The sequence below is a fragment of the Terrihalobacillus insolitus genome (assembly GCF_028416575.1).
In the GTDB taxonomy this organism is placed as follows: domain Bacteria; phylum Bacillota; class Bacilli; order Bacillales; family Amphibacillaceae; genus Terrihalobacillus; species Terrihalobacillus insolitus.
In genome coordinates this window covers 533,314-559,238 of the sequence record NZ_JAMQKB010000001.1, presented here as the reverse complement: position 1 = coordinate 559,238, position 25,925 = coordinate 533,314, and the positions used below count along the sequence as shown (strand labels likewise).

Genomic DNA, 25,925 nt, shown 5'->3' with positions numbered 1-25,925 from the left:
TTTATTTTCTTTTTTTTCTCCACGAACAGACGACAGAAATGTAGGTGACAGCAATGCTAAAAGGCTATATAACAAAAGGGATGCTTATCAAATTTGGTCTCATTCTCCTAGGGATATCGATGCCTTTATGGTTTGGTTTAGAAGAAATTGGTTTAGATGACAAACTACAAAAGCTTCGGGATGATCCAACAGGTAATTCCCTTATGAACGCTGCCTTTTATCTTGTATTACTCAATACAATAAGGGCATTGCCACACTACATTGGTGCCTTTTTACTAGGCGAAGAAATTGGGGAGCTTTTAGGAAAACGCTATTTAAAAATTGTTATTCCTTTCTGTCTCATCCCACTCGCTTATGTGTCGATCAATCTTTACTATCCACTAAATTACAACTTTGGTGGGCCAGCAATCCTACTGCTTGTATCAATTATCTTCCTGCATATATTAGCAAAAGATAGCATTAAACCATTCACCAAATCCTTTGTGTTGGCACAGCTTTTATTTGGGGTTCAGTGGCTTGATACCGTTGTCTTTCTCACTTCATACGGATTTGGCCTTGGTCCTGTTTCACAAGAGGTAAAATCTACAGCTGTACAAATTGAGTTTGATCAAACCCTTTCCTTATATAGCTTGCTTCTATGTATTGTTTTTGTGGTGAATTCAGTAATTTTAACGGTTTATTCTGCTGTTTCGGAACAGAAGAGGCGAATCACACAGGATTTGTTACGCGCGAACATGGAGGCTGCTGAGTCACGGTCTGGAAGGGAAGCTCTCCACCTTGTTCATGATTTAAAAACACCACTTTCTTCGATTGAAGGTTTGAATTCATTAATTAAAATGAAAACAAACGATACGCAAATTGCGGAATATACAGAACATACCTCCCAGTCTATTCAGGCAATAAGTGATATGGTATCTGAAATTTTATATGAAGATAGAAAAAAATGGTGGACGTTACATGAACTTATTTCCTATGTCCGTTCCAACAAAATTAGACCAACAACATCGGTCACTTTTGACTTTCACTTAGAGGCAGATGGCGATATTCAAATTTTTATTAATAAAATTCGACTTACACGTGCCATCGTTAACCTGATCGATAATGCATGTGATGCCATACAATCAAAGGAAGACGGTCAGGTCACGATACATACCATATACAAGAGTGGACAGGTATGGATTGGAGTAGCAGATAATGGGGTAGGTTTATTAAACAGAGAAAAAGAAAAAATATGGGAGGTAGGTTATACGACGAAATCACATCCCGGTATTGGAATGACCTTTGTCAAAAGTGTTGCAGATGTTCACGGAGCACGTTTAGTGATTGAAAGTAAAAAAGGAATTGGGTCTGTTTTTTGGATCGTTCTTCCAGAAAGGAGTGTTCAAATTGAAGGTACTAATTATTGATGACGATGCACGATTACGGTACACGTTAAGTGAAATATGTAAACACCCTGGATGGGTACCCTTCCAAGCGGAAAACGGATACCAAGGACTTCAATTGCTATTAGAAGAAAGGATGGATATGATCTTGGCTGATTACCACATGCCTGAAATGGATGGTATGCAGTTCGTAAAAGAAGCACGTAAACAAGATCCCCATATACCCATACTCGTTTTGACCGTAGATGAGCGTCAAGAAATAGCAGATCGTTTTCTTGAGGAAGGAGCTTCTGATTTTGCACTAAAACCAGTTAAAGCACCCGATATTATTGCTAGAATGAAGTTACATGCTCGGCTCGCAAACATCGCTACTACGCAAGAAGAACAAGAGGACATTTTTGTAACAAAAGGAATAAGCAAAACAACATTAAGTCATATTGTTCATTACTTAAAACAAAACAAGGAACCGATTTCAGTAGATGAAATTTCTGATGAAATTGGATTAGCTTACCCAACCGTTTACCGTTATATCATGTACTTACTAGAAATCGGCAAAGTAAAACAAAGCACGAGCTATCAAAAAATAGGTCGCCCTAAAAAGGTTTATCAATGGTTTTCGTGAAATATTGGCTGTTTTATTTGGATAGAAAGTAATAACCGCTGGACGCAGGAGCTGGGTGAGAGCGCATTCGACTGGTTTTTGACCCTGAATGCGTCTTCATCACCCAGATGAGAGCACGTTTGTCTGGTTTTTGACCCCGAATGCGTCTTCATCGCCCAGATGAGAGCACGTTTGTCTGGTTTTAAGCCCCGAATGCGTCCTCATCGCCTAGATGAGAGCGCGTTTGTCTGGTTTTTGACCCTGAATGCGTCTTCATCACCCAGATGAGAGCACGTTTGTCTGGTTTTTGACCCCGAATGCGTCCTCATCGCCCAGATGAGAGCGCATTCGACTGGTTTTTGGCCTCGAATGCGTCTTCATCGCCCAGATGAGAGCACATTCGTCTGGTTTTAAGCACCGAATGCGTCTTCATCGCCCAGATGAGAGCGCGTTTGTCTGGTTTTTGGCTCCGAATGTGTCTTCATCACCCAGATGAGAGCGTGTTCGTCTGGTTTTTGGCTCCGAATGTGTCCTCATCGCCCAGATACGCAGCTTATCATTTGGCACTTTTTAAACACGCCCTTAACGATCAACAACCAAGATCTTTTTTTCTTTTTTTTCTGTACAAATCCCCTTTTATCTTCTAGTACAATCTTATTATGAGTTTTTTGACTATTATTAAAACTCATAAGATTAAACTGCATTTTAAAAAGGAGGAAATGATATGGAACATTACGGATTATTATCCATATTGCCATCAATTTTAGCACTAGGATTTGCAATATGGTCCAAAAGGGTAATCCCATCCTTATTACTTGGCATCTTGACAGGCACGTTCATTATGGACACGAATGAAAATGGCCTATTCCATGCTATCATTTATTCAATTGTCAATTTATTCAAGGCCGTTGCAGGTCACCCAGGAACGGAAGAACTTCGTGGTGTGGGCATAGCATCAAGTCCTGGAAGAGCAGAAATTATTATTGTTATTCTCTTACTAGGTGCTTTTATCGGTATCTTAAATCGTTCTGGTGGAGCATATGCTTTTGGAACGTGGTTATCGTCAAAGGTTAAATCAAAAAATGGTGCACAAGTAGCAACTGCTGTAATGGGAAGCTCTCTATTCACAAGTGCTTACTTCAGTTCACTAGCAACTGGCACGGTATTTCGCCCAATCTTTGATCGTATGAAAATATCTCGTGAAAAATTAGCATTTTATCTTGACTCTACCTCCGCACCAATTAATGTATTAATCCCTATCTCTGGATGGGTTGCCTTCATGGGTGCGTTAATGGTAGACAATATCCCAGGTGTAGACGATCCGATCGCTGCACTAGCAAGCACTATTCCTTATAACTTCTATAATTTAGTTATGCTAGCAATGGTCTTTTTATTTGCAACGGGCAAAATCAAAGACTTTGGTCCAATGAAACAGGCAGAGCTTAAAGCGCAATCTGATGGTTACCAAGAAGGTTATAAAGTTGCAGATGAGGCATCCACTGCAAGTGAAGGAACGGTACGAAATGGTACAACGTCTGATATGGTGTTACCTTTATCCATATCCGTTGCAATTTTAGTTGTGTTAGGTTTATGGAACTATACTGTTGCCTTGATGTTTGACGTTTCTACTGTACCTCTTAATGGAAATCAGATGTTAATTGTCAGCTTCTCAGTTGGTATTTTGATAGCATTTATTAAATATATTTCAAGCAAATTAATGACTGCTAAGGAATTCTTGAACGAGTTGTTTGAAGGAAGTAAATCCGTCATTTTAGGAGCAATAATTATTATCCTTGCCGTAACACTAGGTGACCTTATGCGTGCAGCTGCACCTGAAGGACTCGGTGCTTCTGCATACCTTGAGCAGGTTGCAGGTGGAGTAATTCCAAGTGCCATCATTCCATTCTCCGTATTCATTATATCAGCGTTTGTATCCTTCTCTATGGGTACATCTTGGGGAACTTGGGCAATTATGATGCCAATCGGTGTATCGTTAACGCTGGCTACTGGAGGAGATCCGATTCTAGCTGCAGCAGCTGTTCTATCTGGTGGTACATTCGGAGATCACACTTCTCCAATATCAGATACAAGTGTTATGTCATCCGTTGGGGCTGACTGTGAACACATGAACCACATTAATACACAATTACCATATGCATTAGTAGCGGCTAGCATTGCTGCTGTGTTTTTCTTGGTTATCGGTTTTGTTATTTAATATTTGATATAATGTGTAGAAAAAAAGATAGGTGGATTGCCTATCTTTTTTCGTTGTAGTTACAAGGACGATGTTGCAGTATTTAAAATTCAAAAAATCTAATGCTACAATGGGCAGCTCGAGGACTGTCATTTCGTTATTGTATGTTTAACTGGTTATTTTGGCTAGTTTTTTGTAATAGGGAACCTTGAGTCCACTTATTTTATAAAATATGTTTTTTGCTCGATATAGCTACTTTTTGTGTCTGATTGGTTTTAAATGGGGAGGTTTGAACATGGAAAATAAAAATTATGTGTGGTATTCAAGTTTTGGATCAAACTTATGTGAGGATCGATTTCTTTGTTATATAAAAGGTGGTCAGCCAGCAGGTTCCACGAAATCAGAAAAAGGAGCGAGAGATAACACATCGCCTGTAGATGTGCAAGCTATCGAATTAGACTATCCACTCTATTTCGCATCGTATTCTAGTCGATGGGATGGTGGCGTAGCCTTTATTGGCACGTCAAGCAGTGAAACGAATAAATCGTTAGGTAGAATGTATTTAATAACAAAAGAGCAGTTTGTGGATGTTGTGCGACAAGAAAATGAAACGGATGATATAACTATTAACTTTGAAAGCATTCTAGAAAAGGGCTCCATAATGGTACGCGAATCGTTATACGGCAATGTACTTCATGTTGGAGACCAGGATGGTATTCCTATTTTTACATTCACGCACAAAGAGGATATGAATAAACGGGAATTCACCCAGCCGTCTGAACGCTATCTTCGTATGCTCATTAGTGGTTATAAAGAGGCCTATGATATGACGGACGAAGAGATTGCCCGTTACCTTGTTACAAAGCCTGGTGTTAAAGGGAATATCGTAGAGGAAGAATTACTTAGATTAACGAAACAGGTGCAAGTTAATTAAGATACAAGGGGTCAGGCTCCACAAATGACATATGTCTTTTTGCGGTACCTGCCCCCTTTAGTTGTAGATGATTTAATTCATCCAATCAGGTTTATGGAAACCCTGGAATTTTTCATCAATCACCTTCCTGAACTCATCTGATTGTACTGCTTCTTTTATGTCCTTCACATATTGCTTATCCATATTTTCTGTTTTTACAACGACACGGTTGATAATATTTTCAGGCAGTTTATCTCTTACAATGGCAGTGGTTAAATCCAACCCGGCTGATATAGCAAAATTACCATTTATTGCTGCAAGATCTACAGATTCTAATGTTCGTGGTAATTGCGCTGCTTCAACTGGCTTAAATTTTAATTCTTTTGGATTACTTGTAATGTTTTTCACAGTGGCTCGTAGGGGATCCACATTACTATCAAATTCTATTACTCCGTTTTCCTTTAAGACGGTAAGCCCTCTCGCTAGATTTGTAGGATCATTAGCTACTGCGACTGTACTGCCTTTTTCAATGTCATCCAATGTTTCATATTTATTCGAATAAATACCAATTGGAGCGGTTGGTACCGTTATCACACTAGATAGCTCCATGTCATTTTCTTCTGCAAAAGCATCCATATAAACTTTGTGTTGAAACAAGTTAGCATCCAATGACCCATTGTCTAGTGCCTTATTTGGTTGTACATAATCATTGAATTCTTTCACTGTAACGGTATACCCTTTTTCCTCCAAATAAGGTTTGACAGCCTCTTTAAGCATGTCACTATATGGAATCGTACCACCTAATACTAACTCTTTTTTTTCTCCGTTAGAAGCGGTGCTTTCATCAGATCCGCAAGCGGAAAGTGTACTAACTATAAAAATCAATAATAGCACCCAAAAACTTTTTTTCATTTTCCTTATCACTCCAAATGTAGTATTTATCGCTTATTAACGGCTTTCGCTATGAAGTCACCAGAATACTGCACAAATTGTACGAGCACAATTAGCAAAATGACTGTAGTGAACATAACGGTATTATCATAACGATAGTAACCATATCGAATTGCTAAATCTCCTATTCCCCCACCGCCGATTGTACCAGCCATAGCGGAATAACCAATTAGACTAATAGCTGTAATTGTTAACCCAGTGATTAAACCAGGCTTTGCTTCTGGTAGGATAATGTGTTTAATAATCATCCACGGGGATGCGCCTACAGCAACAGCTGCCTCAATGACGCCCTTATCAATTTCCCTTGCTGACGACTCTACTATTCTTGCATAAAAAGGAATTGCCGCCACAGATAAAGAGACAGAAGCTGCTAATGGTCCAATCGTAGTACCTAATAATAAGTTAGTAAAAGGCAATAGAAAAACAAGCAAAATAATAAACGGAATTGAACGTATTAGGTTAATGAGTATACCTACAACACTTTTAACCCATTTATTTTCTAAAAAAAGTCCTCTATCGGTAATAAACAGGATAATTCCCAAAGGCAAGCCCAACAAAACAGCTACTAATAAAGCAATTCCAACCATTAGTAAGGTTTGGAAAAATGCTATGTTTAACTCAGGCAAGATTTCAATAATATTACTCATTGTCCATCACCTCCACTTTGCTAACACGACCGCGAAGATAATCGAGTGCCTGATCCACTTCTAGTTCATCCCCATTTACTTCCATGATGAAAATACCTAAAGGAACGTCTTGGATATACTCCACCTTCCCGTGTAAAATATTTCCTTTTACTGAAAAAGACTGCAGCATATCAGATACAACGGCTTCCGCTGCCATATCTCCCCGAAATTGAAGTCTAACCAGTTTCCCTTGAATACTTTCTAACAGCTTAGCAGGTAGCTCGAAGCTTAGAACAGTTTCAATGAACCTTTTTGTTAAAGGATCACTCGGGCTTGAGAAAATGTCAAAGGTAGAGCCCTGTTCGACTACTCTTCCATCTTGCATGACCGCACATCGATGACAGATTTCCTTTACCACTTCCATTTCATGCGTGATAATAACAATCGTTAGACCAAGCTCCTTGTTTATTTTTTTTAATAAAGCAAGAATTGACTTTGTAGTGTTCGGATCTAATGCTGAAGTTGCTTCATCACATAAAAGAACCTTTGGATTATTCGCAAGGGCACGAGCAATACTAACACGTTGCTTTTGGCCGCCACTCAGTTGAGAAGGATACTGATTGATCCTGTCTCTAAGACCAACAAGGTTTAACAATTCCTCGACTCTTTCCCTTATAATGGAATTTTCCACACCAGCTGCTTTTAAGGCAAATGCAACGTTATCGTATACAGTTTTAGACGAAACCAAATAAAACCCTTGAAAAATCATACCGATTGATTGCCTTGTTTTGCGAAGTTCTTTGCTAGATAACTGCAATAAATCTACGCCATCGACTCTAACTACACCGGAAGTAGGCCTTTCCAAAATATTCATACAGCGAAGCAGAGTACTTTTGCCCGCACCGCTATATCCAACGATACCGAATATTTCACCCGTTTGAATTGTTAGTGAGACATTGTCAACACCTACAATCCGATCCTTTTTGCTTTTAAATTCCTTTGTTAAATTCCTCAATTCAATCATGACGGCTGTTTCCCCCACTTCCTATTTACCAGGCTTTTTTATTACTATTTAGCAGGTACACGTCTAAATTTACTTCCAGGATGGTCTTCAGGCAAAATACTTTTACCTTGAGGGAATAGCTTTTCCCGTAAAGTGCCTTTCCTGTATTCTGTTTTATATAATCCACGTTCCTGTAAAACAGGTATGACTAGTTCCACAAAAGATTCTAAATCGCCAGGAGTTACTAAGTGATTTAAATTAAATCCATCAACGCCTGATTCCTCAAACTGAAATTGAATAGCATCGGCAACCTCTGTTGGGTTTCCAACAATAATACTGTTGCGGTCCAACGATTCAAAACGGTTCAATACTTCACCTACCGTTAATTTTTTTGGTGCATCTTTGGTAAGTGTCGCGGCTTTATAATGTCCGCCTTCAGTAGACTTTTTATATTCAAACGGCAAATCGGGATCCGAATTTTCATACTCTGCTATGTCATAACCACTTGCCCCATACTGTGCTTTTGCAGCATCGGAGCTCCACATCTTGTTATACTCCTCAAATTTCTGTTCTGCTTCCTCTGTCGTTTCCGCAACAATCACACTAAGGAAAGAAATTATTTTAATATTTTCCGGGTTACGGCCATGGTTTTCCGCTCGATTTCTAATATCATCGGCATAATACCTAATTCTTTCTGGTGTCGGACCACCAACAAAAATACACTCGGCATGCTTTGCTGCAAATTCTCTACCTTTTTCAGATGTGCCTGCTTGATAAATAACGGGAGTTCTTTGTAAAGAGGGTTCACTTAAATGTGGACCTTCGACCTTAAAATAGTGACCTTCATGATTAATTTCATGTACTTTGGCTGGATCAACGAGTGTATTGTTTTCTATATCCTCAACAACTGCGTCATCTTCCCAACTTTGCTCCCACAACTTGTATGAAACATCAAGATATTCATCAGCTATGTCGTAACGTTCATCGTGTTTAATCATATCCTGTAGGCCAAAGTTTCTTGCAGCATTTGGCAGATAAGAAGTTACCACATTCCAAGCTATTCTTCCCTTAGTCAAATGATCCAAGGTAGAAAAACGTCGAGCATTCCCAAACGGCGCTTCATATGTAGTACTCACCGTAATCGCAAAGGATAAGTTCTCGGTTACATTGGCCATTGCAGAAATAAGTAAAGCAGGATCATTTATTGGCACCTGTAAACCGTCCCGGATAGATGGAGCTTTACTCTTCTGGTAAACATCATAAATTCCAAGAACATCGGCGAAAAACACCGCATCAAATTTTCCTTTTTCGAGAAGTTTCGCTAATTCAACCCAATAATCCAAGTCCTTGTATCTGCGATGCCTCTTATTTTCTGGATGTTTCCAAAAACCGTGAGAATTGTGCATCGAACTATTCATTTCAAATGCATTTAATATGATTTGTTTACTCAGTTTCTTCTCCTCCTATCATGAATATCTTTTTTAAAAAATAAAAAGCCTCTTCATAAGAAAAGAAGAGGCTTTTAGTTACATAAGCACAAATCCTTCCTTATCTTTCAAGCACATCGCTTGCTGGAATTGGCACAGTACTATTTAAGTCTGTTGCCGAGGCTTCAAAGGGCCAGTCCCTCCACCTCTCTAGATAAGAAAAACATTTAATTATTAATTTAACAAAAAATATACAGGAGATTAAAAAGGCTGTCAATACTATTTTTAAAATATTATTTTGATTTGCATAATTGAAATATTGACAATAATTAGAAGTTGATTTAAAGTGTAGCTAATTAAATATTTAATAGTAACTTATCAAGAGCAGGGGAGGAAACTGGTCCTTCGATCCTGCAGCAACCACTTATCCAACTAAGAAAGGTGCTAATTCCAGCAGGCATTTACCATGTCTGACAGATGAGATCGGATGTAATAATCAAAGTCCTCTTTCGTCGTCTTCGGAAGTGGACTTCTTTTCAATAAAATGAATGGAGGCGTTTTTATGATAACTTATGAACAAACCATGAATACGGAACGGCATAAATTATTACAGGAGGCTAAAGATTTAGCTGTCATTTTTAAAGAAAGATCCGCCAGAATTGATGCAGATGGAGAATTCCCCTATGAAAATTTCGAAGACTTAAAGCAAAAAGGATTCCTGGCTCTTACAGTACCAAAAGAATATGGCGGTAATGGCATTAACCTCTATGATTTTCTCAAGATTCAAGAACAGTTAGCCCAGGGAGATGGACCAACAGCCCTATCTCTCGGCTGGCAACTCGGCGTTATCCTTGAAGTTGCCGAAAGTAAAAACTGGAAGGAAGAGAAATTTGCCAACGTATGTGATTTAATTGTAAAAAATCAGGCACTTATTAACCTTGCTCAAACAGAACGGGCTACAGGGAGTCCTTCTAGGGGTGGAATCCCTACTACCACTGCAATCAAAAAAAATAACGGTTGGCTAATTAATGGAGCCAAAGCCTTCACATCCATGGCTGTAGCACTTGATTATTCTATTGTCTCGGTCGATGTGAATCAAACTGGTAAAAAAGGATTTGTCTTAGTTGACCATCAGCTGGACGGTGTCCGTATAGAGGAGACATGGGATAGTGTTTCGATGAGGGGGACAAAAAGTGATGACCTTATTTTAGACCAGGTTCTTGTCCATGAAGATGCATTATTGGTAGAAGAGGATATCAAGAAACCATCTCCAAAGGGGTGGTATCTACAAATCCCCGCCGTTTACATAGGGATAGCTGTTTCTGCTCGGGACTACGCAGTAAAATTTGCTTCTGAGTACAGCCCAAGCACCTTACCAGGTCCTATTAAAGATGTACCTGAAGTGAGAAGAAAAATTGGAGAGATGGAACTAGAATTATTTAACGCACGTGAAGTACTCTATTCTGTTGCTAGAAAATGGGTCGAGCAGCCTGAACAACGAGGTAATATGGGGTCCGAATTGGCAGCTGTAAAACATATAGCAACCAATAGTGCGAATAGAGTAGTAGATTTGGCAATGAGAATTGTTGGAGCTAGAAGCCTCTCAGCTCAAAACCCTTTACAACGGTATTTCCGTGATGTACGTGCAGGACTTCATAATCCTCCAACAGATGATGCAATCGTTTATAGCCTTGCTAAGGCAGTTTTGGATGAATAATAAAAGTCCTGTTGAAAAAGCGGTAACATTCCAAGAGGCTAAGAGGCTAAGGGGTCAGGCACCACAAATGGACATATGTCTTTTTGCGGTACCTGACCCCTTTTTTAAGACAATAGTTTTTTTAGTGTTGAAGTCTGGATGAGCGTAAAAAATCCGAACAAACCCCAATTACCCCCACGCTTCATGTCAACCTAACGAAACCCGAATTAACAGCACCTATCCGGAATCTAAATTCAAAAGCTGAAATTCACAACATATTCAAATATGAGCGCCACCTTCCTAATGTGCAACTCAACAGTACTCCCGAATGTAAATCACAGCGATGTACAACATAAACTCAAGCGATTGCGATGAAAACGCATCCACCATACTGATTTACGGTGATACAATGATTAGTGAAAGAGGGGTTATCATGAATCTTGATGATCGAAGCAATAAAATTTTAGAAGAATTGATAAGTAATCCAAGTATTACGAGCAAGGATATGGAAAAGAAATATGACTTGACTCGGAGACAGCTTGGCTACAGCTTCGACAAAATAAATGACTGGCTTATCAGCAAGAATCTGCCGGCAATCGAACGGACCAGACAGGGACATTTTATTATTGACCAGAGTCTTTTCACGAAATTGAATATGGATCATACTGTTGAATCGGCAGATATGGATATTCTTTCGGAAAAACAACGGGTTTATATGATTGTCATGATGCTTTTAAGTAATGATGAACTTTCTTTGAATCATTTTACTAGTGAATTGGATGTTAGTAAAAATACGGTGCTTAGCGATTTGAAACGGGCGCAGGATTATGTTGGCGAATATGATTTGACGATCCGTTATTCAAGAAAATTAGGGTATGTGATTGAAGGTAAGGAATTTTTGATTCGAAAATTACTGATTCATGTTACGTATAAATTTCTTGAAATGAATAACGGTGCAAGCAGGTTACGTAATTTAGCAGCTATTCATGAAAATGAAATTATTGAATTGAATAAGCGGATTGCCAAGGTCGAGAATAAATTGAATCTGAAGTTTACCGACGAAAAAATTGACACAATGCCATACACCTTAACATTGGTTTTGCGTCGTATCAAAAAGGGGCAAAAAGTTAGTTCCTTTTACATTAAATACGAGGAATTATCCGATACAAAGGAATACTTGGCAACAGAAGAAATTTTATACGACATTGAGGACATCCCGATGGAAGAACGACTGTTTATTACCTTGCATCTCCTTACAACAAATGTGCATTGGTCAGGGTATTTGACAGAACAAACGATTCCGAATTTAATGCAGGCGCTTGACGATATGCTGCGCTTATTTGAAAAAAGAGCATGTATTTTCCTGCAGGATAAGGAGCAATTGTTAAACAAACTGTTGCTCCATGTGAATCCAGCGTATTACCGAATTAAATATCAGCTTACAGAAATTAATCATGTTCAGGATTCTGTGAGTAAGGAGTTTATGGCATTACACCATTTAGTACAAAAATCAACAAAACCATTAGAAGAATTAATTGGTATGAAAATTCCTGAAAGCGAAACCACGTATTTGACAATGTTAATTGGTGGGTGGTTGACAAGACAGGGAGATAGTATCCAGGAAAAGGTCAAGGCGATTGTTGTTTGTCCTAAAGGTGTATCTGTATCACGGTTAATGTTCAGTGAATTACGGGAATTATTTCCTGAGTTCGTTTTTCTTGATTCGTTATCCGTTAGAGAATTTCAAGGGTACACACTTGATTATGACATCGTTTTTTCGCCGACATTCTTGGAAACAGATAAGAAGCTGTTTATGGCAAATTCATTTTTGGAGCGTGAAGAAAAGCATCGATTGCGTAAACAGGTGATGATGGAGCTTCACGGTTACATTCCATTTGATATAAATGTGGAAGATTTAATTTCGATTGTTAAAAATCATGCATCGGTCAACGACGAACAGGAGCTGTCGAAAGAGCTGTTGCGCTATATTAATCGAGATGATACAGCAGCCGTTAAAACGAAACAAGTGCGAAATCCGATAATTAATTTAAGTGACCTGATCACACCAGAAACAATTACGCTAAAACAGTCTGTGCCGTCCTGGGAAGCAGCCATTCAAACAGCTTCCAAACCATTAATTGAGAACGGGTACATTGAACAGGAATACGTAAACGCAATGGTTAATCATTATGACAAGGATCCGTACATTGTTATCGGGCCAAATATAGCGATACCACATGCGGCACCAGATGAAGGGGTCAATGAAGTTTCCATGAGCCTTCTCGTGTTAGCGGAAGGTGTTAATTATACTGAGGATTACTCAATCAATTTAGTCATTGTAATAGCAGCTGTTGATAAGAAACAACACCTGAAAGCTTTAATGCAATTAATGAAGCTGGCAGGGTCTGAAGAAGATCGTAACGCTGTGATTCAAGCAGGTTCTGTTGACGAAATTTGGAATATTATAAAAAGCTACTCAAAAGAATAAGAACAACTTAGACAGGGGTGAGGGTAAATGAGTGTGATTAATTTTGATGAATCTATTATTTTAATAGATTTAGAAAAAAAAACAAAAGAAGATGTTTTACGGGAAATGGGAGAGAACTTAGCGAAGAAGGGTCTTGTAAAAGAAAGCTTCATAGATGCGGTTATTGCTCGTGAAGTTGAATTCGCAACAGGGCTGCCAACAAAAGGTGTATCCGTAGCCATTCCGCATACGGATGTGGAGCATGTTAATACAAAAACGATTAGTGTAGCTACATTAAAAGATCCAGTAGATTTTGGGGTCATGGGTGATCCTGAAGACACAACACCAGTTGGAATTGTTTTTATGCTGGCGATGGATCAGGCACATGATCAGTTGTCGTTGCTTCAACGCTTAATGCAAATCTTCCAAAATGAAGAGATATTGGCGTATTTAGCAAACGAAAAAAGCAAAACAAATATTAAAAACTTACTAGCTGAAAAACTAGATTTTGCACTTGAAGGGGGTGAACAACAATGTCTAAAAAGAAACAGGTCTTAATAGCATGTGGTGCTGGTATTGCAACATCCACAGTTGTTAATGGTGCTATTGAAGAAATGGCAAAAGAAAACAACCTTAGCCTTGATTTAGTTCAAATCAAAATTGCTGAAGTTGGTAGTTATGTAGATACAGCTGATTTATTAATAACTACTGCAATGACGAAAAAAGAATATCCATTTCCAGTAATTAATGCACGCTCATTCTTGACTGGAATCGGTGTTGAAGATACTAAGAAACAAATCTTGGAAGAACTTAAAAAATAGAGAATGGGGGTCTTTCCCATGGTGAAAAGACCCCAACATAAACAGTAAGGAGGAATAGAGAATGCAAGGATTTGTGGATTTCATACAGGCCTTTTTAGATTTAGGTGCAACAGTAATCCTGCCTGTCGCAATCTTTTTATTAGGATTATTTTTTGGTCAAAAACCAGGTAAGGCATTTCGTTCGGGTTTAACAATTGGTGTTGCATTTGTCGGTATTTTCTTAGTAATCGATTTGCTTGTTAGTAATCTTGGTCCTGCAGCACAAGGCATGGTTGATCGATTGGGCGTTGAATTAACTGTTATTGATGTAGGGTGGCCAGCAACATCATCAATTGCCTGGGCATCTGTAGTAGCAGCTTTTATCATCCCACTTGGTCTCGTTGTAAACGTTGTTATGCTTTTAACAAAAACAACGAAAACAATGAACGTGGATATTTGGAACTTTTGGCATTATACGTTTATGGCTGCAATGGTATACGCGATTTCAGGAAGTATTGTTCAAGGTCTAATCGCAGCGGTATTGTTCCAGATTGTCTGTCTTAAAGTCGCTGACTGGACAGCACCGATGATGAGTGAATTTTATGAATTACCAGGTGTTTCAATTGCAACAGGTAGTACAATTTCTTACGCACCAGGTATCTTCCTTGTAAAAGGACTTCAAAAAATTCCTGGACTTAGAAACTGGAATGCGGACCCTGATACAATTCAAAAACGTTTCGGTATTTTTGGAGAATCCATATTCATCGGACTTTTCCTCGGTGCAGCAATTGGTGCATTAGCAGGATACAGTGTCGGTGACATTATTGAAATTGGAATGGCAATGGCCGCCGTTATGGTACTAATGCCACGTATGGTGAAGATACTGATGGAAGGACTAATGCCTGTATCAGAATCTGCTCGTGAGTGGTTAAACAAACGATTTGGTGACAAAGAGATTTATATCGGACTTGATGCAGCGGTTGCGTTGGGACATCCTGCTGTAATTTCAACAGCACTAATCCTTGTTCCAATTACAGTAGTAATGGCGGTAATTTTACCGGGTAATGCTGTGCTTCCATTTGGTGACTTGGCAACGATTCCGTTTATTGTCGCATTCATCGTTGGTGCTGCACGTGGTAACATTGTTCACTCCGTTATTGTTGGTACGATTATGATTGCAATTTCATTGTATATCGCAACAGATGTTGCACCATTGTTCACACAAATGGCTGAAGCAACGAACTTCGATATGCCTGAAGGATCTGCTCAAATCTCAAGTATTGACCAAGGTGGTAATATCGTTAACTGGGTGATTTATAAATTCTTTGATTTATTTAATTAATCATTAAATGGTTTAGGGTTTTAGACCCCCATCTCTAAGCGAAGCGTAGGTGGGGATTTCCAATCAGGTGGAGTTGAGACTCCATCTGATCCCCCGATATTTCAGCTTGCTGAAATGAGTTCGCTTGTATTTCCTCTATAACACAAAAATAGGAACTGTCATACAGGAGGAGTTCAAATGAAAGCATTAGTTAAAACTGCACATGGATTTGGGAATTTAGAAATTCAAGATAAAGAAGAACCACAGGTCGGGAAAGGCCAGGTTAAAATTGAAGTGAAATATGCAGGAATTTGCGGTTCTGATATTCATACGTATGAGGGGCATTACAAAGTAGGTGTACCAGTGACATTAGGTCATGAATTTTCTGGTGAAGTGGTTACGGTTGGTGAAGGTGTAACTGAATTTAAACCAGGTGACCGCGTTACATCCGAAACGACTTTCTATATTTGCGGTGAATGTGAGTACTGTCAATCAGGAGATTACAATCTTTGTAACCATCGTAAGGGTCTCGGAACACAGCAGGACGGTGGTTTTGCGAAATATTTAATTGCGCGTAAAGAAAGTGTTCATAAGCTTCCGGAAAATGTGGATTACCAATCTGCTGCAATGACAGAACCATTAGCGTGTACCCATCATGCTGTGGTCAAAACAGACATTAACGAAGGCGACGTTGTGGTTGTCATTGGTCCAGGGCCAATTGGTTTGTTTACGGCACAGGTTGCGAAAAGCCGCGGTGCAAAAGTTCTAATCACTGGTTTAACAAATGATAAAGTTCGTTTGGATAAAGCAAAAGAATTAGGTGTTGACTATGCAGTAAATACACAGGAAGAAGATATCAAGGAAATCGTAAACGGTTTGACAAATGGCTATGGAGCAGATGTTATATTTGAATGCTCAGGTGCGGTTCCAGCAGCCAAACAAGGACTTGATCTTTTGCGTAAAAAAGGACAATACTGTCAGGTTGGACTTTTCGCTGAGCCGCAAGTACAATTCGACCTCGAAAAAATTATTCAAAAAGAAATCCAGGTTGTCGGCACCAGAAGTCAAAAGCCTGCTGACTGGGAACCATCACTTGCACTTATGAACGATGGACGTGTAAATGCAAAAGCTATGGTAACACATGAATTTGATATAACCCAATGGGATAAAGCATACCAGGAAATTAAAAGTGGGGAAGCGATTAAAGTACTTTTAACGCCGGCTAAATAATAATGGGAATTTCTATTGGTATAGACTACAGATAAGTTGGTATTGGACACAGCTAGTCATGTTCTAAATTAATAGAATTTCCAGGCAATACAAAAACTTCATTGAAGCTGTGAAAATGCAAAAACAAGAATTTGACGTTGTAGAAAAATATTTGCGAAGTTGTAAAAGCATCGGGTGGTATTCGGATATTTGGGGATGCGGTGAATATCGTAGATACCGGAGACAACCGTAATCGGTACGAGTGGTTCATTGGCGAAAATTAGTTATTATTGAGGTCTGTCCCCTGAGGACAGCCCCCCAATAGAAATGAGGGATATAAAATGGTAGAAACGTTAATAGATTTTATGCTTGGCCCCTTCAGATCTATAAGTCAATTTTATTTTGAGTATCAATTAATTTTCAATTCTATCGTCATCGGGGTGGGTTTGGTGAAAATGTTTAGTAAGAAAAAAGAATCAACAAACTAACAAGATATTACGACACAGAAAGGGTGAAAGAGATGAAATCCCTTAAGTTTTATGGTAAACAGAATTTAAGCTTTGAGGAATCAAAAAAGCCATTTGTAAAGAAAAAAGATGATGTAATTATAAAGGTGAAAGCTGTAGGGATTTGCGGCTCGGATATTTCCAGATATGCAAAGCTTGGACCGTACGTTGAAGGAACTATTTTTGGGCATGAATTTTCGGGGGAAGTAGTCGATGTTGGGTCAGAAGTAACCAATGTTAAAGTTGGCGACCGTGTAGCCGGTTGTCCTACATTTTATTGTGGTACATGTGAAAGCTGTAGAAATGGCGATTTGGCACGTTGTGAAAAACTCCATGTCATGGGTGCCTATCACCCTGGAGCATATGCAGAATATGCAAAATTACCAGCAGAGAATGTCATTCCAATTCCAGATAGTGTTGATTTTGACACTGCAGCAATGGTTGAACCGTCATCAGTTGTTGTGCATGGATTTTACCGTACCAGAATGCAACCAGGCGCAGAAGTAGCTGTTATGGGGTGTGGTAACATTGGACTACTTGCTATTCAATGGGCAAAAATTTTTGGAGCAAAAAAAGTCTTTGCGATTGATATAGATGATGAAAAGCTAGCAATTGCTAAAGAAGTTGGTGCAGACGTATTAGTTAATTCGATAGAAAAACCTGCTCACGAACAGATTTTGGAGCATACAAACGGGTCTGGTGTTGATGTTGCGGTTGAATCTGCTGGATCACCAATTACATCTGCACAAGTTTTAGCATTGTCTAAAAAAGGTGGAGAAGTAGTCTTTATGGGGATACCGTATGCTGATATTAACATTCAACGGTTTTACTTTGAGAAGATAGTGCGTAATGAGTTGACCGTTTTAGGTTCGTGGAACGCCATCTCCGCATCATTCCCAGGTAAAGAATGGAGCACATCTGTTCATTACATGAGTACTGGACAAATTAATGTCAAACCAATTATTTCCCATCGTTTACAATTGCGTGAAGGCCCAGAAACGTTTGACAAAATCATTAATAAGGATGGCTTTTTTGGAAAGGTACTGTTTTATCCGGAGTTGGGGTGAGTGGAATAGAAATTGGTAGAGTTCTCATATTCTAATGTTGGCAACTAGAAGTTTGTTGTCAATATAATTTTGTAAAAATTTTCAAATAAACAATTTTTTCAAAAGTAGATAGGTAGAGTGTCATATTATAATGGGTCTACCTTTACTTTTTTTATGGTTCGTCTCAGTTTTGCGTGAGTACAATCGGTCAAAACCAGATATCATCAATCAAACAATGAGTTGCAGGTTTTCTAAAATATATCAGGATATACCTACCTATTTCGGTCTGTGAAAGTTGAGTAATCATAACAAATTTGTTGTGGTAATGAAAGACTTATTGTCTTCTTTATGTGTGCTAGTTATGAAAAAAGATTTTGACAGGTCTCTCTTTTTTCTTTCCAAAAACTATGAGAAAGTTTATAATATTACTGAAAGAGAGGTAATATTAATGGAACAATCGGGAATAAAGGAAATTTTAAATGCGTTACAACTTCATTCCGAACACATGGATAAAAAGTTAACAGACGCGCTACAACTTCATTCCGAACACATGGATAAAAAGTTAGACAAAGTAAAGGGGGAACTGGAGACCAAAATGGATGCTGGTTTTGATCGCCTTGGAAAAAAGGTTGACGGTTTGCGGATAGATTTGACTGAGACTCAAGAGACGGTTGATTTTTTATCCAGTAAAAGTGTTCAGCACGAACGAAAACTTCGAAAAGTATCCGAACAAATATAAAACTCCAAAGTAACCCACCAAAACAGAAAAATCTTTTCCCATTTTTAATTTTTTGCTAAAAGCATCCCTAACCCAACGCCACGTGGACATTATTAGATGTCGACACGAGTGAAAGCCTTCTCATGTATTTGTATTTCTATAATGGTAAATTACGACAACGTAAATAAAGAGGAACCAAACAGTATCTACATGAATTTTCCGTTTTTGGACGTACTAAGTTTTAACACAAGGGGTCAGTCATCACAAATGGACATATGTCTTTTTGCGGTACCTGACCCCTTTATAAGAAAGATGTACTTTTTGGTATACTTATGTTGGATTTTATTGGTTATCAACACTCAGAAGTAAATTAAATCAATAGCAAAGTACTTTCATAATGTAGTGATGTTCTTGCGGATAAATCGACCTTATTCCGTTGTGCGGAGGAAGTTTAACAGTCTAGTAATCCACAACTTTTCACTCTAGAAAAAAATAAAGCGAGAATGAGGTTATTAATCTTGGAACAAACAGAGATGATTAAAATATTTGATGACAATAAAAAAGAAATTGGCGTGGCAACAAGGGAAGAGGCACATAGTAAAGGGTTTTGGCATAAAACGTTTCACTGTTGGTTTTATAACAAAGACAATGGAAGAGTATCTATGTATCTACAAAAACGGAGTAATAAGAAACAGGATTATCCTGGTCTTCTTGATATTACAGCAGCCGGACATATTTTATCTAATGAAACAGTAAGCGATGGGGTTAGAGAGGTAACCGAAGAAACAGGGATTCGTGTTTCCTTTTCGGATCTAATACCATTGGGAGTTATTAACTATTGTGTCACTAATGAAGATATTGGATTTATTGATAAGGAAATCGCACATGTATTTCTTTATGAAGCTAATCATAGCTTTGATGATTTTAGACTTTCATTGGAAGAAGTATCAGGAATTGTAAAAGTGGACTTCAATGACTTTTCTAGCCTTTGGTTAGGAAAGACAAATGAAATTAAAATTGAGGGTTTTGATACAGATCAATCAGGGGAAAGATTATATGTCTGTAAAAATGTAGGGAAAGAAGCATTTGTCCCCCATGAACTTGAATATTACAAACGTGTTATTTATTTGATGGGAAAAGCAATTTAGGGGTCCGCTCCACCTAGTTTTTTCTAATCGTTCAGTCGCTTCTTTCAGTGCTTTTTTTCTATGTAACCGATAAACCCAACGTACATCATACCTCATCACGGCAGCTATTTCTTCCCATTTACTACCACTATATTAGCGAAGCTCCCATAAATGGTACTAGGTACCGAGAAAAACGCAAATAAAAAAGCCCAACACCTATTAAGTGATGAGCCAAGTAAGTCAGTTTTTATCTATAATATTTAACAAAGTACGATCAAAATTCTAAAAATTAGTCTTCTTCTTTAATTACAGATATAGATTTCAATGTCCAAGAAACCTTTTCTTTAGAACTACTCTTAGTTGTAACCTTCAACAATATAGCTTTACATTGTTTATCAAGTACAAATGAGGCAACCTTAGGAAGAGCATCTTTACTAATTCTTCCTGTAATCTTTTCACCATCATTTGTATTTATCTCGAATGTTTTTGTTCTAATATTCGCCCCCATTAGCTTTCCATTTAAGTTAACCTCTTCTTCTGAGGTCTCAGAAAATTCACTTAGTATTTTATAAATATTTTCTGCTTTTTCAGGGTTAATAGATACTTTTGAGTATCCTTTATAAGAGGATGCCCATTCAACTTCTACTGCAGTATCTAAATCTCTTAATGTCTTTGTCCATTCAGAATAATTTTTTAAAGCACGAGGTCCCAAGAATGAGATTGATTCACTTAGTGTTTCTTCTCCTTCAGAAGAAAACAGAAGTTCAAACAACTCCGATAATGTTTGAGACTGCACTGGTTCATCAAACAAATTTTTGGAAGAATGTTTTAATTCTAAAACAGCTTTAAATGACCCAGCTTTTGCTTCCTTAAATATCATTTCGTTAAAGTCTAAAATTTCTTGTGGTATTTTCCCTTTTTCACTTGGCTGATTATATAGTGTATTTGCAATACTATCTGAAAGATTTTGAAAACCACCTAAAATTGTTGTTAAAGATCGTACAGATATTTGGCCTGATGGTAAATCTCTAGGATGTAATGTTAAGATTAACTCTTCAGACTCGCTTGTACGTTCAATCTCTTCACACTCTTCTTTTAGATTATTCAACCTTCTGTTAAATGAATTTAATTGAATTTCTTTTGCGAAATCAGGTAATTCCAATTTATTAAGTATCTCATTGGTTTCCTTTATAATCGTTTCTGTTTCTTGGATTTTTTCATTAGCTCTTTCTTGAGGCGACATCATTTTTAACACCTCCTAACATCTTTTCAATTACTTCTTTTTTAAATTCAATGATACCTTTAGGCTTTCTACTGCGATCAAAACAAAACTGCCCCATCCAATATGTTTGCATTATTTTCTCTTGCCCTTTAAAATTTGCTGCTACCACCTCTTGTGATAAATGGTCTAACGTATAACAAAAATAGGCGTCACAGTTATAATTTATCGATAATTGATTTATAAGCATTCCCAATTGTTTTGTTTTATCTTGTCCCAGGGTCACAATGTCCTCAGGTCTATAAAAAACGACTAAATCAATATCGTTAGGATCCATCTTAGTTGTTAAATAACTTCCATCTAACCAAATGTACCTGGGCGGTAAGATATCCACTAACAATTTCAGCCATTCTTTGAGACTTTTATAAATTCTACTTCTTGTAGATGAAGTTGTAAACATAGTAACAAATTGTTCTTCAAACTCTTCACAAGAATAAGTATGTATTCCAGGAAAAAGGTTTCCATCTTCCATAAATTCTTGCATATGACCACATCCATCCGATCAAAATCTTAATTTAATTTTATACTAATGATGTTTAAAAAACAATTAAGAATATACTGCATATCAAGTATTTTTTCTGAGTTTGTCTTCTTTATCCTGAACACTCTCCTATCAAATCATAATCAACGTTGTGATGTAATATTCGCCATAGCCGTGTGTCATGTTCGCCCACTAAACGGCTAACAGCACTCATAGGCATGTCTTTCACTAGTAGCGTAATCCGTGCGTCAAACAGTTTGGTGAAGGTAGCGCGTGGTTTATTCGCCCAAGGGATATCGATACGGTTTTTCCACAATTCTTGCAATCTGTTCGGGGATGCTCCGCATGAATGTAGCATGGGTATTCTAATAAAATTAAATGGCGCCATTTCTGATCATAATCGCCAATATCAAAGAATGGCAATTGTTCAGTTCTACACTGTGAACTTGTGAATGTTGCCTGTCGATCAACTTTCAAATAAACATCAAGCTGTTCTTTGTTTTCATCAAAAATGCGCTTATTAATGTACCACGGTTCTGGGATATGAAACACATTATCTAGGTCTTTAATTTCTACTAACATTGAAAACCACCTATCATTTTTAATTGGTAGTTTCCAGTATGCCCAAGTTATTTCATTAATCAGCGAAGAAGCAATTATTTATTATGCTTTTACCAGTTAATTCTTCATAAAAAGAGAAAGAAATTGTTATTGATTATTACTAGGAGTTGATAATTTAGGAACAGCCAACATGTACTCGGTTTGTCAATATGATTAGAAAATTTTACCTCCTATTAGAAAAATGATAATATTAGTACTATCTTCGAGAAGGGGGCCAACAATTAAAAATGTCCTTACCATATTTAAAAGAGGCTATAAAGAATGGTGACAATGAAAAACTGATCCGGTATGTACGATTGCACTTTGGTGATGGAAATGAGGATGATGGTCGTAAAGAGATTGATAAATCCTGGATTGAAGCACTCAAGTTGCTATTAGATTCTCCTGATACGGACCGCGCGTTTATTTTTGATACACTTGAGAATAATGATGCAGAAACATTAGCACATTTATATTTTCATCTACACTTCTACTTTTTAAAAAGATCGGGGGAATGGATTCATGACGGAAACCTCTAAACACGAACAGCTACGTCCTGGTATTTGGCAAACAGTTAACGAACGATATCCTGGATCGATGATTATGAAAGATGAATATGTTCCATTAGCACAAGTGAAAAAACCTTTATCAGAGTTGAAACTAACCTTTGTTAGCTCTGCAGGTGTACAGCCTATTGGAACGATGCCTTTTGACACAGTGCACCCTGTTGGTGATTATACATATCGTACTGTACCATCTGATTCAAAGCCTGAAGATTTGGAAATCCATCAGTTGAAATACCTTACTGTTGGAGCAAATGAAGATTTAAATGTCATTTTTCCGATTGAGCGACTCCATGAGCTAGCAGAAGAGGGCATCATTGGCGGTTTAACGGATAACTTTTTCACGTTCATCGGGTACAATATGGATCCGGAACAATTGGAGCTAAAGCTAGCAGAAGATATTGCTGATGCAGTAGTAAAGGATCATGCTGATATTACCTTATTATGCCCTGCATGACACTTCATCACCCACATGAATGTCACCTTTTTTTATCACGGAAGCATAAACACCAAATATATTGTTATTTTCTTTAATAATCGTTTTATGTAGACCCGAATCTCGTTCGGCATTATCAGGATTAACAGTAATAATCATGCACCTTTTACAATGTCCTACGAACTCCATTTCTACTTCATTTCCTATTTTAATCCGTCGGCCAATCCATTCTTCTTCAATAAAAGGTTTCTTTTCTATTAATGAAAGAATTAAATTAGGACGAAAACGCCTCGAATCAACTTCATCTTCCCCCCATAGTTCATTCAACTTTTCTAATGAAGCATCTGTTGCAAGTAGAACGTGTTCTACTGCAATTGGCCCAATAGGTACATGTGAAGGGGTGTATTCTGTGGTAGAAATTTTTCGTTTCGATTTGTTTTTCAATTCTTTAATTAGTTCCTGATCTTTCCAATCAAAATCCTTACCCTCAGGCGTGGTTACTTCGACTTTAGGATATTTGTTCATTGATTCTTCCCCTGCAAATCTTGCTTTATAGCGAACCATTTCTTGAAATTGAGTAATCGTTAAGAAATCGCCTTTTTTTGTTTCATCTAAATACGCATGACTACGATCTCCATATAAGCCATAGTCCATTATTTTCGTTTGTTGTACACTTTCTCCACGGAAAGATTTTACTGGATGACGAACAATTTCTTTAATATGACCGATTAACATTTCATTCCCTCCAATACTAATTTTAAAATGGTTTAGAGCTTTAGAGCCCCTACCTCACTGCGAAGCGTAGATGGGAATTTCCAATCAGATGGAGTCGAGTTTCCATCTGATTCCCCGATGTTGAAGCTTGCTGACACGAGTTCGCTTCCTTTGGTGTTGGGGATAATTGTCTCTTAATGGTTGTCTTTTTATTGTATCGTAGAACTGTATTCTTATATATCAAACAGGCTTACGTTAGAAAAAGCAGTATTTTTGGATGAAAATTTCAGTTCAACTTATGATAATGAAAAATTTGTGAATATAGGTTTCTTCTATTAGACATGTTTAAAAAGTGCCAAATGATAAGCTGTGCATCAGGGCGATGAAGACGCATTCGGAGCCAAAAACCAGCCAAACGCGCTCTCATTAGGGCGATGAAGACGCATTCGGAGCCAAAAACCAGCCAAATGCGCTCTCATTAGGGCGATGAAGACGCATTCGGAGCCAAAAACCAGCCAAACGCGCACTCATCCAGGCGATGAAGACGCATACGGGGCTAAAAGCCAGCCAAACGCGCTCTCATTAGGGCGATGAAGACGCATACGGGGCTAAAAACCAGCCAAACGCGCTCTCATCAGGGCGATGAAGACGCATACGGGTCGAAAAACCAGCCAAACGCGCTCTCATCAGGGCGATGAAGACGCATACGGGGCGAAAAACCGGTCAAACGCGCTCTCATCAGGGCGATGAAGACGCATACGGGGCGAAAAACCGGTCAAACGCGCTCTCATCAAGGCGATGAAGACGCATTCGGACCCAAAAACCAGCCAAACGCGCTCTCATTAGGGCGATGAAGACGCATACGGGGCCAAAAACCAGCCAAACGCGCTCTCATCAGGGCGATGAAGACGCAAACGGGTCGAAAAACCGGTCAAACGCGCACTCATCAAGGCGATGAAGACGCATACGGGGCTAAAAACCAGCCAAACGCGCTCTCATTAGGGCGATGAAGACGCATACGGGGCTAAAAACCAGCCAAACGCGCTCTCATTAGGGCGATGAAGACGCATACGGGGCGAAAAACCGGTCAAACGCGCTCTCATCAAGGCGATGAAGACGCATTCGGACCCAAAAACCAGCCAAACGCGCTCTCATCAGGGCGATGAAGACGCATTCGGACCCAAAAACCAGCCAAACGCGCTCTCATCAAGGCGATGAAGACGCATTCGGACCCAAAAACCAGCCAAACGCGCTCTCATTAGGGCGATGAAGGCGGATACGGGGTCGAAAACCAGCCAAACGCGCTCTCGATCCACCATCTGGAAGCAGTGGTGCCTGTCCCTTTAGGTGCAAAAATCATTTTCTACATTAAATTGTTATAGACGATGTAGAACAGATTTGTTATATTGTATATAGAACAATTTTGTTATAGTCCGCGTATAACAACCTTGAAAATAAGATCGATTGGAGGAGATTTTGTTGATTATCGTGGATACTGAATCGGATATACCTTTATATAGACAGCTCAGCACCCAAATCATGGAGGCGATTGTCCGTGGACAGTTATCACCTGGTGATACTTTGCCTTCCGTTCGTGCATTTGCTGGAGATTTGGGAGTTAACATGCACACCGTAAACAAAAGCTATCACGAGCTTGAGGAAAAGGGGATCATTGAAATTGTTCCGAAAAAAGGAGCTGTTATTATTGCCGATATAAAGAGTCAAGTTTCCTCTGACCACATTGATAACATAGGGAAACAATTCAGACCACTGATCGTGGAAGCTCTAGTGAATGGTATGAATAAAGAAGAAATATATGATGTTATCACAAACGTTATATCGAAAATATACGAGGAGGACTAATG

25 protein-coding genes and 2 riboswitches are annotated in these 25,925 nt (G+C 38.5%); of the genes, 16 read left to right on the top strand and 9 right to left on the bottom strand.

Annotated features, from left to right (window positions below; translation table 11 throughout):
• Positions 1 to 53 precede the first annotated feature (53 nt).
• The 4 genes from NC797_RS02620 to NC797_RS02605 all read left to right on the top strand — a co-directional run bounded on the left by NC797_RS02620 (position 54) and on the right by NC797_RS02605 (position 5,111).
• Positions 54 to 1,406 (top strand): sensor histidine kinase, encoded by a 1,353-nt coding sequence (locus NC797_RS02620; protein WP_272435088.1) that lies wholly within the window; start codon positions 54 to 56, stop codon positions 1,404 to 1,406.
• Positions 1,378 to 2,004 (top strand): response regulator, encoded by a 627-nt coding sequence (locus tag NC797_RS02615; RefSeq protein WP_272435087.1) that lies wholly within the window; start codon positions 1,378 to 1,380, stop codon positions 2,002 to 2,004. Before NC797_RS02620 ends, NC797_RS02615 begins: the two co-directional genes overlap by 29 nt.
• 703 nt (positions 2,005 to 2,707) lie before the next feature.
• Positions 2,708 to 4,198, top strand: coding sequence for a Na+/H+ antiporter NhaC family protein (locus tag NC797_RS02610; protein WP_272435085.1), 1,491 nt, complete (start codon positions 2,708 to 2,710; stop codon positions 4,196 to 4,198).
• Positions 4,199 to 4,472: 274 nt separating this feature from the next.
• Positions 4,473 to 5,111, top strand: a complete 639-nt coding sequence (locus NC797_RS02605) for a hypothetical protein (protein ID WP_272435083.1) — start codon at positions 4,473 to 4,475, stop codon at positions 5,109 to 5,111.
• A gap of 72 nt (positions 5,112 to 5,183) precedes the next feature.
• Here NC797_RS02605 and NC797_RS02600 read toward each other — a convergent pair whose 3' ends face one another.
• From NC797_RS02600 to NC797_RS02585, 4 genes are read right to left on the bottom strand one after another with little or no spacing between them, the layout of a single operon-like run.
• On the bottom strand, positions 5,184 to 6,002 hold the full coding sequence (locus tag NC797_RS02600) for a MetQ/NlpA family ABC transporter substrate-binding protein (protein WP_272435082.1): 819 nt from the start codon (positions 6,000 to 6,002) through the stop codon (positions 5,184 to 5,186).
• Positions 6,003 to 6,028: 26 nt separating this feature from the next.
• Entirely contained in the window at positions 6,029 to 6,688 is a 660-nt protein-coding gene (locus NC797_RS02595; protein ID WP_272435081.1) for a methionine ABC transporter permease, read from the bottom strand.
• Complete coding sequence (locus NC797_RS02590; protein WP_272435080.1) at positions 6,681 to 7,691, bottom strand: methionine ABC transporter ATP-binding protein; 1,011 nt, start codon at positions 7,689 to 7,691, stop codon at positions 6,681 to 6,683. Before NC797_RS02590 ends, NC797_RS02595 begins: the two co-directional genes overlap by 8 nt.
• Before the next feature lie 44 nt (positions 7,692 to 7,735).
• Positions 7,736 to 9,121 carry an LLM class flavin-dependent oxidoreductase gene (locus NC797_RS02585; RefSeq protein WP_272435224.1) on the bottom strand — a complete coding sequence of 462 codons (1,386 nt, stop codon included), beginning with the start codon at positions 9,119 to 9,121 and terminating at the stop codon, positions 7,736 to 7,738.
• 94 nt (positions 9,122 to 9,215) lie between these two features.
• Positions 9,216 to 9,318, bottom strand: a riboswitch (SAM riboswitch).
• Positions 9,319 to 9,469: 151 nt separating this feature from the next.
• Positions 9,470 to 9,581: riboswitch (SAM riboswitch) on the top strand.
• Positions 9,582 to 9,659: 78 nt separating this feature from the next.
• On the opposite strand from NC797_RS02585, the gene NC797_RS02580 reads away from it, so the two are divergent.
• The 9 genes from NC797_RS02580 (at position 9,660) to NC797_RS02535 (ending at position 20,008) form a co-directional block, all read left to right on the top strand.
• On the top strand, positions 9,660 to 10,814 hold the full coding sequence (locus NC797_RS02580) for an acyl-CoA dehydrogenase family protein (protein WP_272435079.1): 1,155 nt from the start codon (positions 9,660 to 9,662) through the stop codon (positions 10,812 to 10,814).
• A 412-nt stretch (positions 10,815 to 11,226) separates the two neighbouring features.
• Positions 11,227 to 13,281 carry a BglG family transcription antiterminator gene (locus NC797_RS02575; protein WP_272435078.1) on the top strand — a complete coding sequence of 685 codons (2,055 nt, stop codon included), beginning with the start codon at positions 11,227 to 11,229 and terminating at the stop codon, positions 13,279 to 13,281.
• 27 nt (positions 13,282 to 13,308) lie between these two features.
• A complete protein-coding gene (locus NC797_RS02570; RefSeq protein ID WP_272435077.1) occupies positions 13,309 to 13,818 on the top strand; it encodes a PTS sugar transporter subunit IIA in 510 nt (169 codons plus the stop codon).
• Positions 13,794 to 14,081 carry a PTS sugar transporter subunit IIB gene (locus NC797_RS02565; RefSeq protein ID WP_272435076.1) on the top strand — a complete coding sequence of 96 codons (288 nt, stop codon included), beginning with the start codon at positions 13,794 to 13,796 and terminating at the stop codon, positions 14,079 to 14,081. Before NC797_RS02570 ends, NC797_RS02565 begins: the two co-directional genes overlap by 25 nt.
• A 61-nt stretch (positions 14,082 to 14,142) precedes the next feature.
• Positions 14,143 to 15,402: a galactitol-specific PTS transporter subunit IIC gene (locus tag NC797_RS02560; protein ID WP_272435074.1), complete on the top strand. Its 1,260-nt coding sequence runs from the start codon at positions 14,143 to 14,145 to the stop codon at positions 15,400 to 15,402.
• A 177-nt stretch (positions 15,403 to 15,579) separates the two neighbouring features.
• Positions 15,580 to 16,611 (top strand): zinc-binding dehydrogenase, encoded by a 1,032-nt coding sequence (locus tag NC797_RS02555; protein WP_272435073.1) that lies wholly within the window; start codon positions 15,580 to 15,582, stop codon positions 16,609 to 16,611.
• Positions 16,612 to 17,110: 499 nt separating this feature from the next.
• The gene (locus NC797_RS02545; RefSeq protein WP_272435071.1) at positions 17,111 to 18,163 is read left to right on the top strand and encodes a galactitol-1-phosphate 5-dehydrogenase; all 1,053 of its coding nucleotides are present in this window, start codon (positions 17,111 to 17,113) and stop codon (positions 18,161 to 18,163) included.
• Positions 18,164 to 18,590: 427 nt separating this feature from the next.
• Positions 18,591 to 18,881: a hypothetical protein gene (locus NC797_RS02540; protein WP_272435070.1), complete on the top strand. Its 291-nt coding sequence runs from the start codon at positions 18,591 to 18,593 to the stop codon at positions 18,879 to 18,881.
• A 497-nt stretch (positions 18,882 to 19,378) separates the two neighbouring features.
• Positions 19,379 to 20,008 (top strand): NUDIX hydrolase, encoded by a 630-nt coding sequence (locus NC797_RS02535; RefSeq protein ID WP_272435069.1) that lies wholly within the window; start codon positions 19,379 to 19,381, stop codon positions 20,006 to 20,008.
• Between the two features lie 268 nt (positions 20,009 to 20,276).
• On the opposite strand, the gene NC797_RS02530 is transcribed toward NC797_RS02535, so the two are convergent.
• The 4 genes from NC797_RS02530 to NC797_RS02520 all read right to left on the bottom strand — a co-directional run bounded on the left by NC797_RS02530 (position 20,277) and on the right by NC797_RS02520 (position 22,329).
• A complete protein-coding gene (locus NC797_RS02530; protein ID WP_272435068.1) occupies positions 20,277 to 21,233 on the bottom strand; it encodes a hypothetical protein in 957 nt (318 codons plus the stop codon).
• Entirely contained in the window at positions 21,208 to 21,750 is a 543-nt protein-coding gene (locus NC797_RS02525) for a DUF6932 family protein (protein WP_272435067.1), read from the bottom strand. The genes NC797_RS02530 and NC797_RS02525 overlap by 26 nt, the downstream gene beginning before the upstream one ends.
• A gap of 109 nt (positions 21,751 to 21,859) precedes the next feature.
• A complete protein-coding gene (locus NC797_RS18395; RefSeq protein WP_417168672.1) occupies positions 21,860 to 22,063 on the bottom strand; it encodes a transposase family protein in 204 nt (67 codons plus the stop codon).
• Positions 21,976 to 22,329, bottom strand: a complete 354-nt coding sequence (locus tag NC797_RS02520; RefSeq protein ID WP_272435066.1) for a transposase family protein — start codon at positions 22,327 to 22,329, stop codon at positions 21,976 to 21,978. Before NC797_RS02520 ends, NC797_RS18395 begins: the two co-directional genes overlap by 88 nt.
• Positions 22,330 to 22,595: 266 nt before the next feature.
• Here NC797_RS02520 and NC797_RS02515 point away from each other — a divergent pair, with 266 nt between their 5' ends.
• Both NC797_RS02515 and NC797_RS02510 read left to right on the top strand, forming a co-directional pair.
• Complete coding sequence (locus NC797_RS02515) at positions 22,596 to 22,886, top strand: hypothetical protein (RefSeq protein ID WP_272435065.1); 291 nt, start codon at positions 22,596 to 22,598, stop codon at positions 22,884 to 22,886.
• Positions 22,870 to 23,367, top strand: a complete 498-nt coding sequence (locus tag NC797_RS02510) for a glycine/sarcosine/betaine reductase selenoprotein B family protein (protein ID WP_272435064.1) — start codon at positions 22,870 to 22,872, stop codon at positions 23,365 to 23,367. The genes NC797_RS02515 and NC797_RS02510 overlap by 17 nt, the downstream gene beginning before the upstream one ends.
• Here the strand turns inward: NC797_RS02510 and NC797_RS02505 are convergent.
• Positions 23,353 to 24,081: an MOSC domain-containing protein gene (locus NC797_RS02505; protein WP_272435063.1), complete on the bottom strand. Its 729-nt coding sequence runs from the start codon at positions 24,079 to 24,081 to the stop codon at positions 23,353 to 23,355. The two genes, NC797_RS02510 and NC797_RS02505, sit on opposite strands and share 15 nt — an antisense overlap.
• Positions 24,082 to 25,548: 1,467 nt before the next feature.
• Here NC797_RS02505 and NC797_RS02500 point away from each other — a divergent pair.
• Complete coding sequence (locus NC797_RS02500) at positions 25,549 to 25,923, top strand: GntR family transcriptional regulator (protein WP_334313178.1); 375 nt, start codon at positions 25,549 to 25,551, stop codon at positions 25,921 to 25,923.
• Positions 25,924 to 25,925 lie beyond the last annotated feature (2 nt).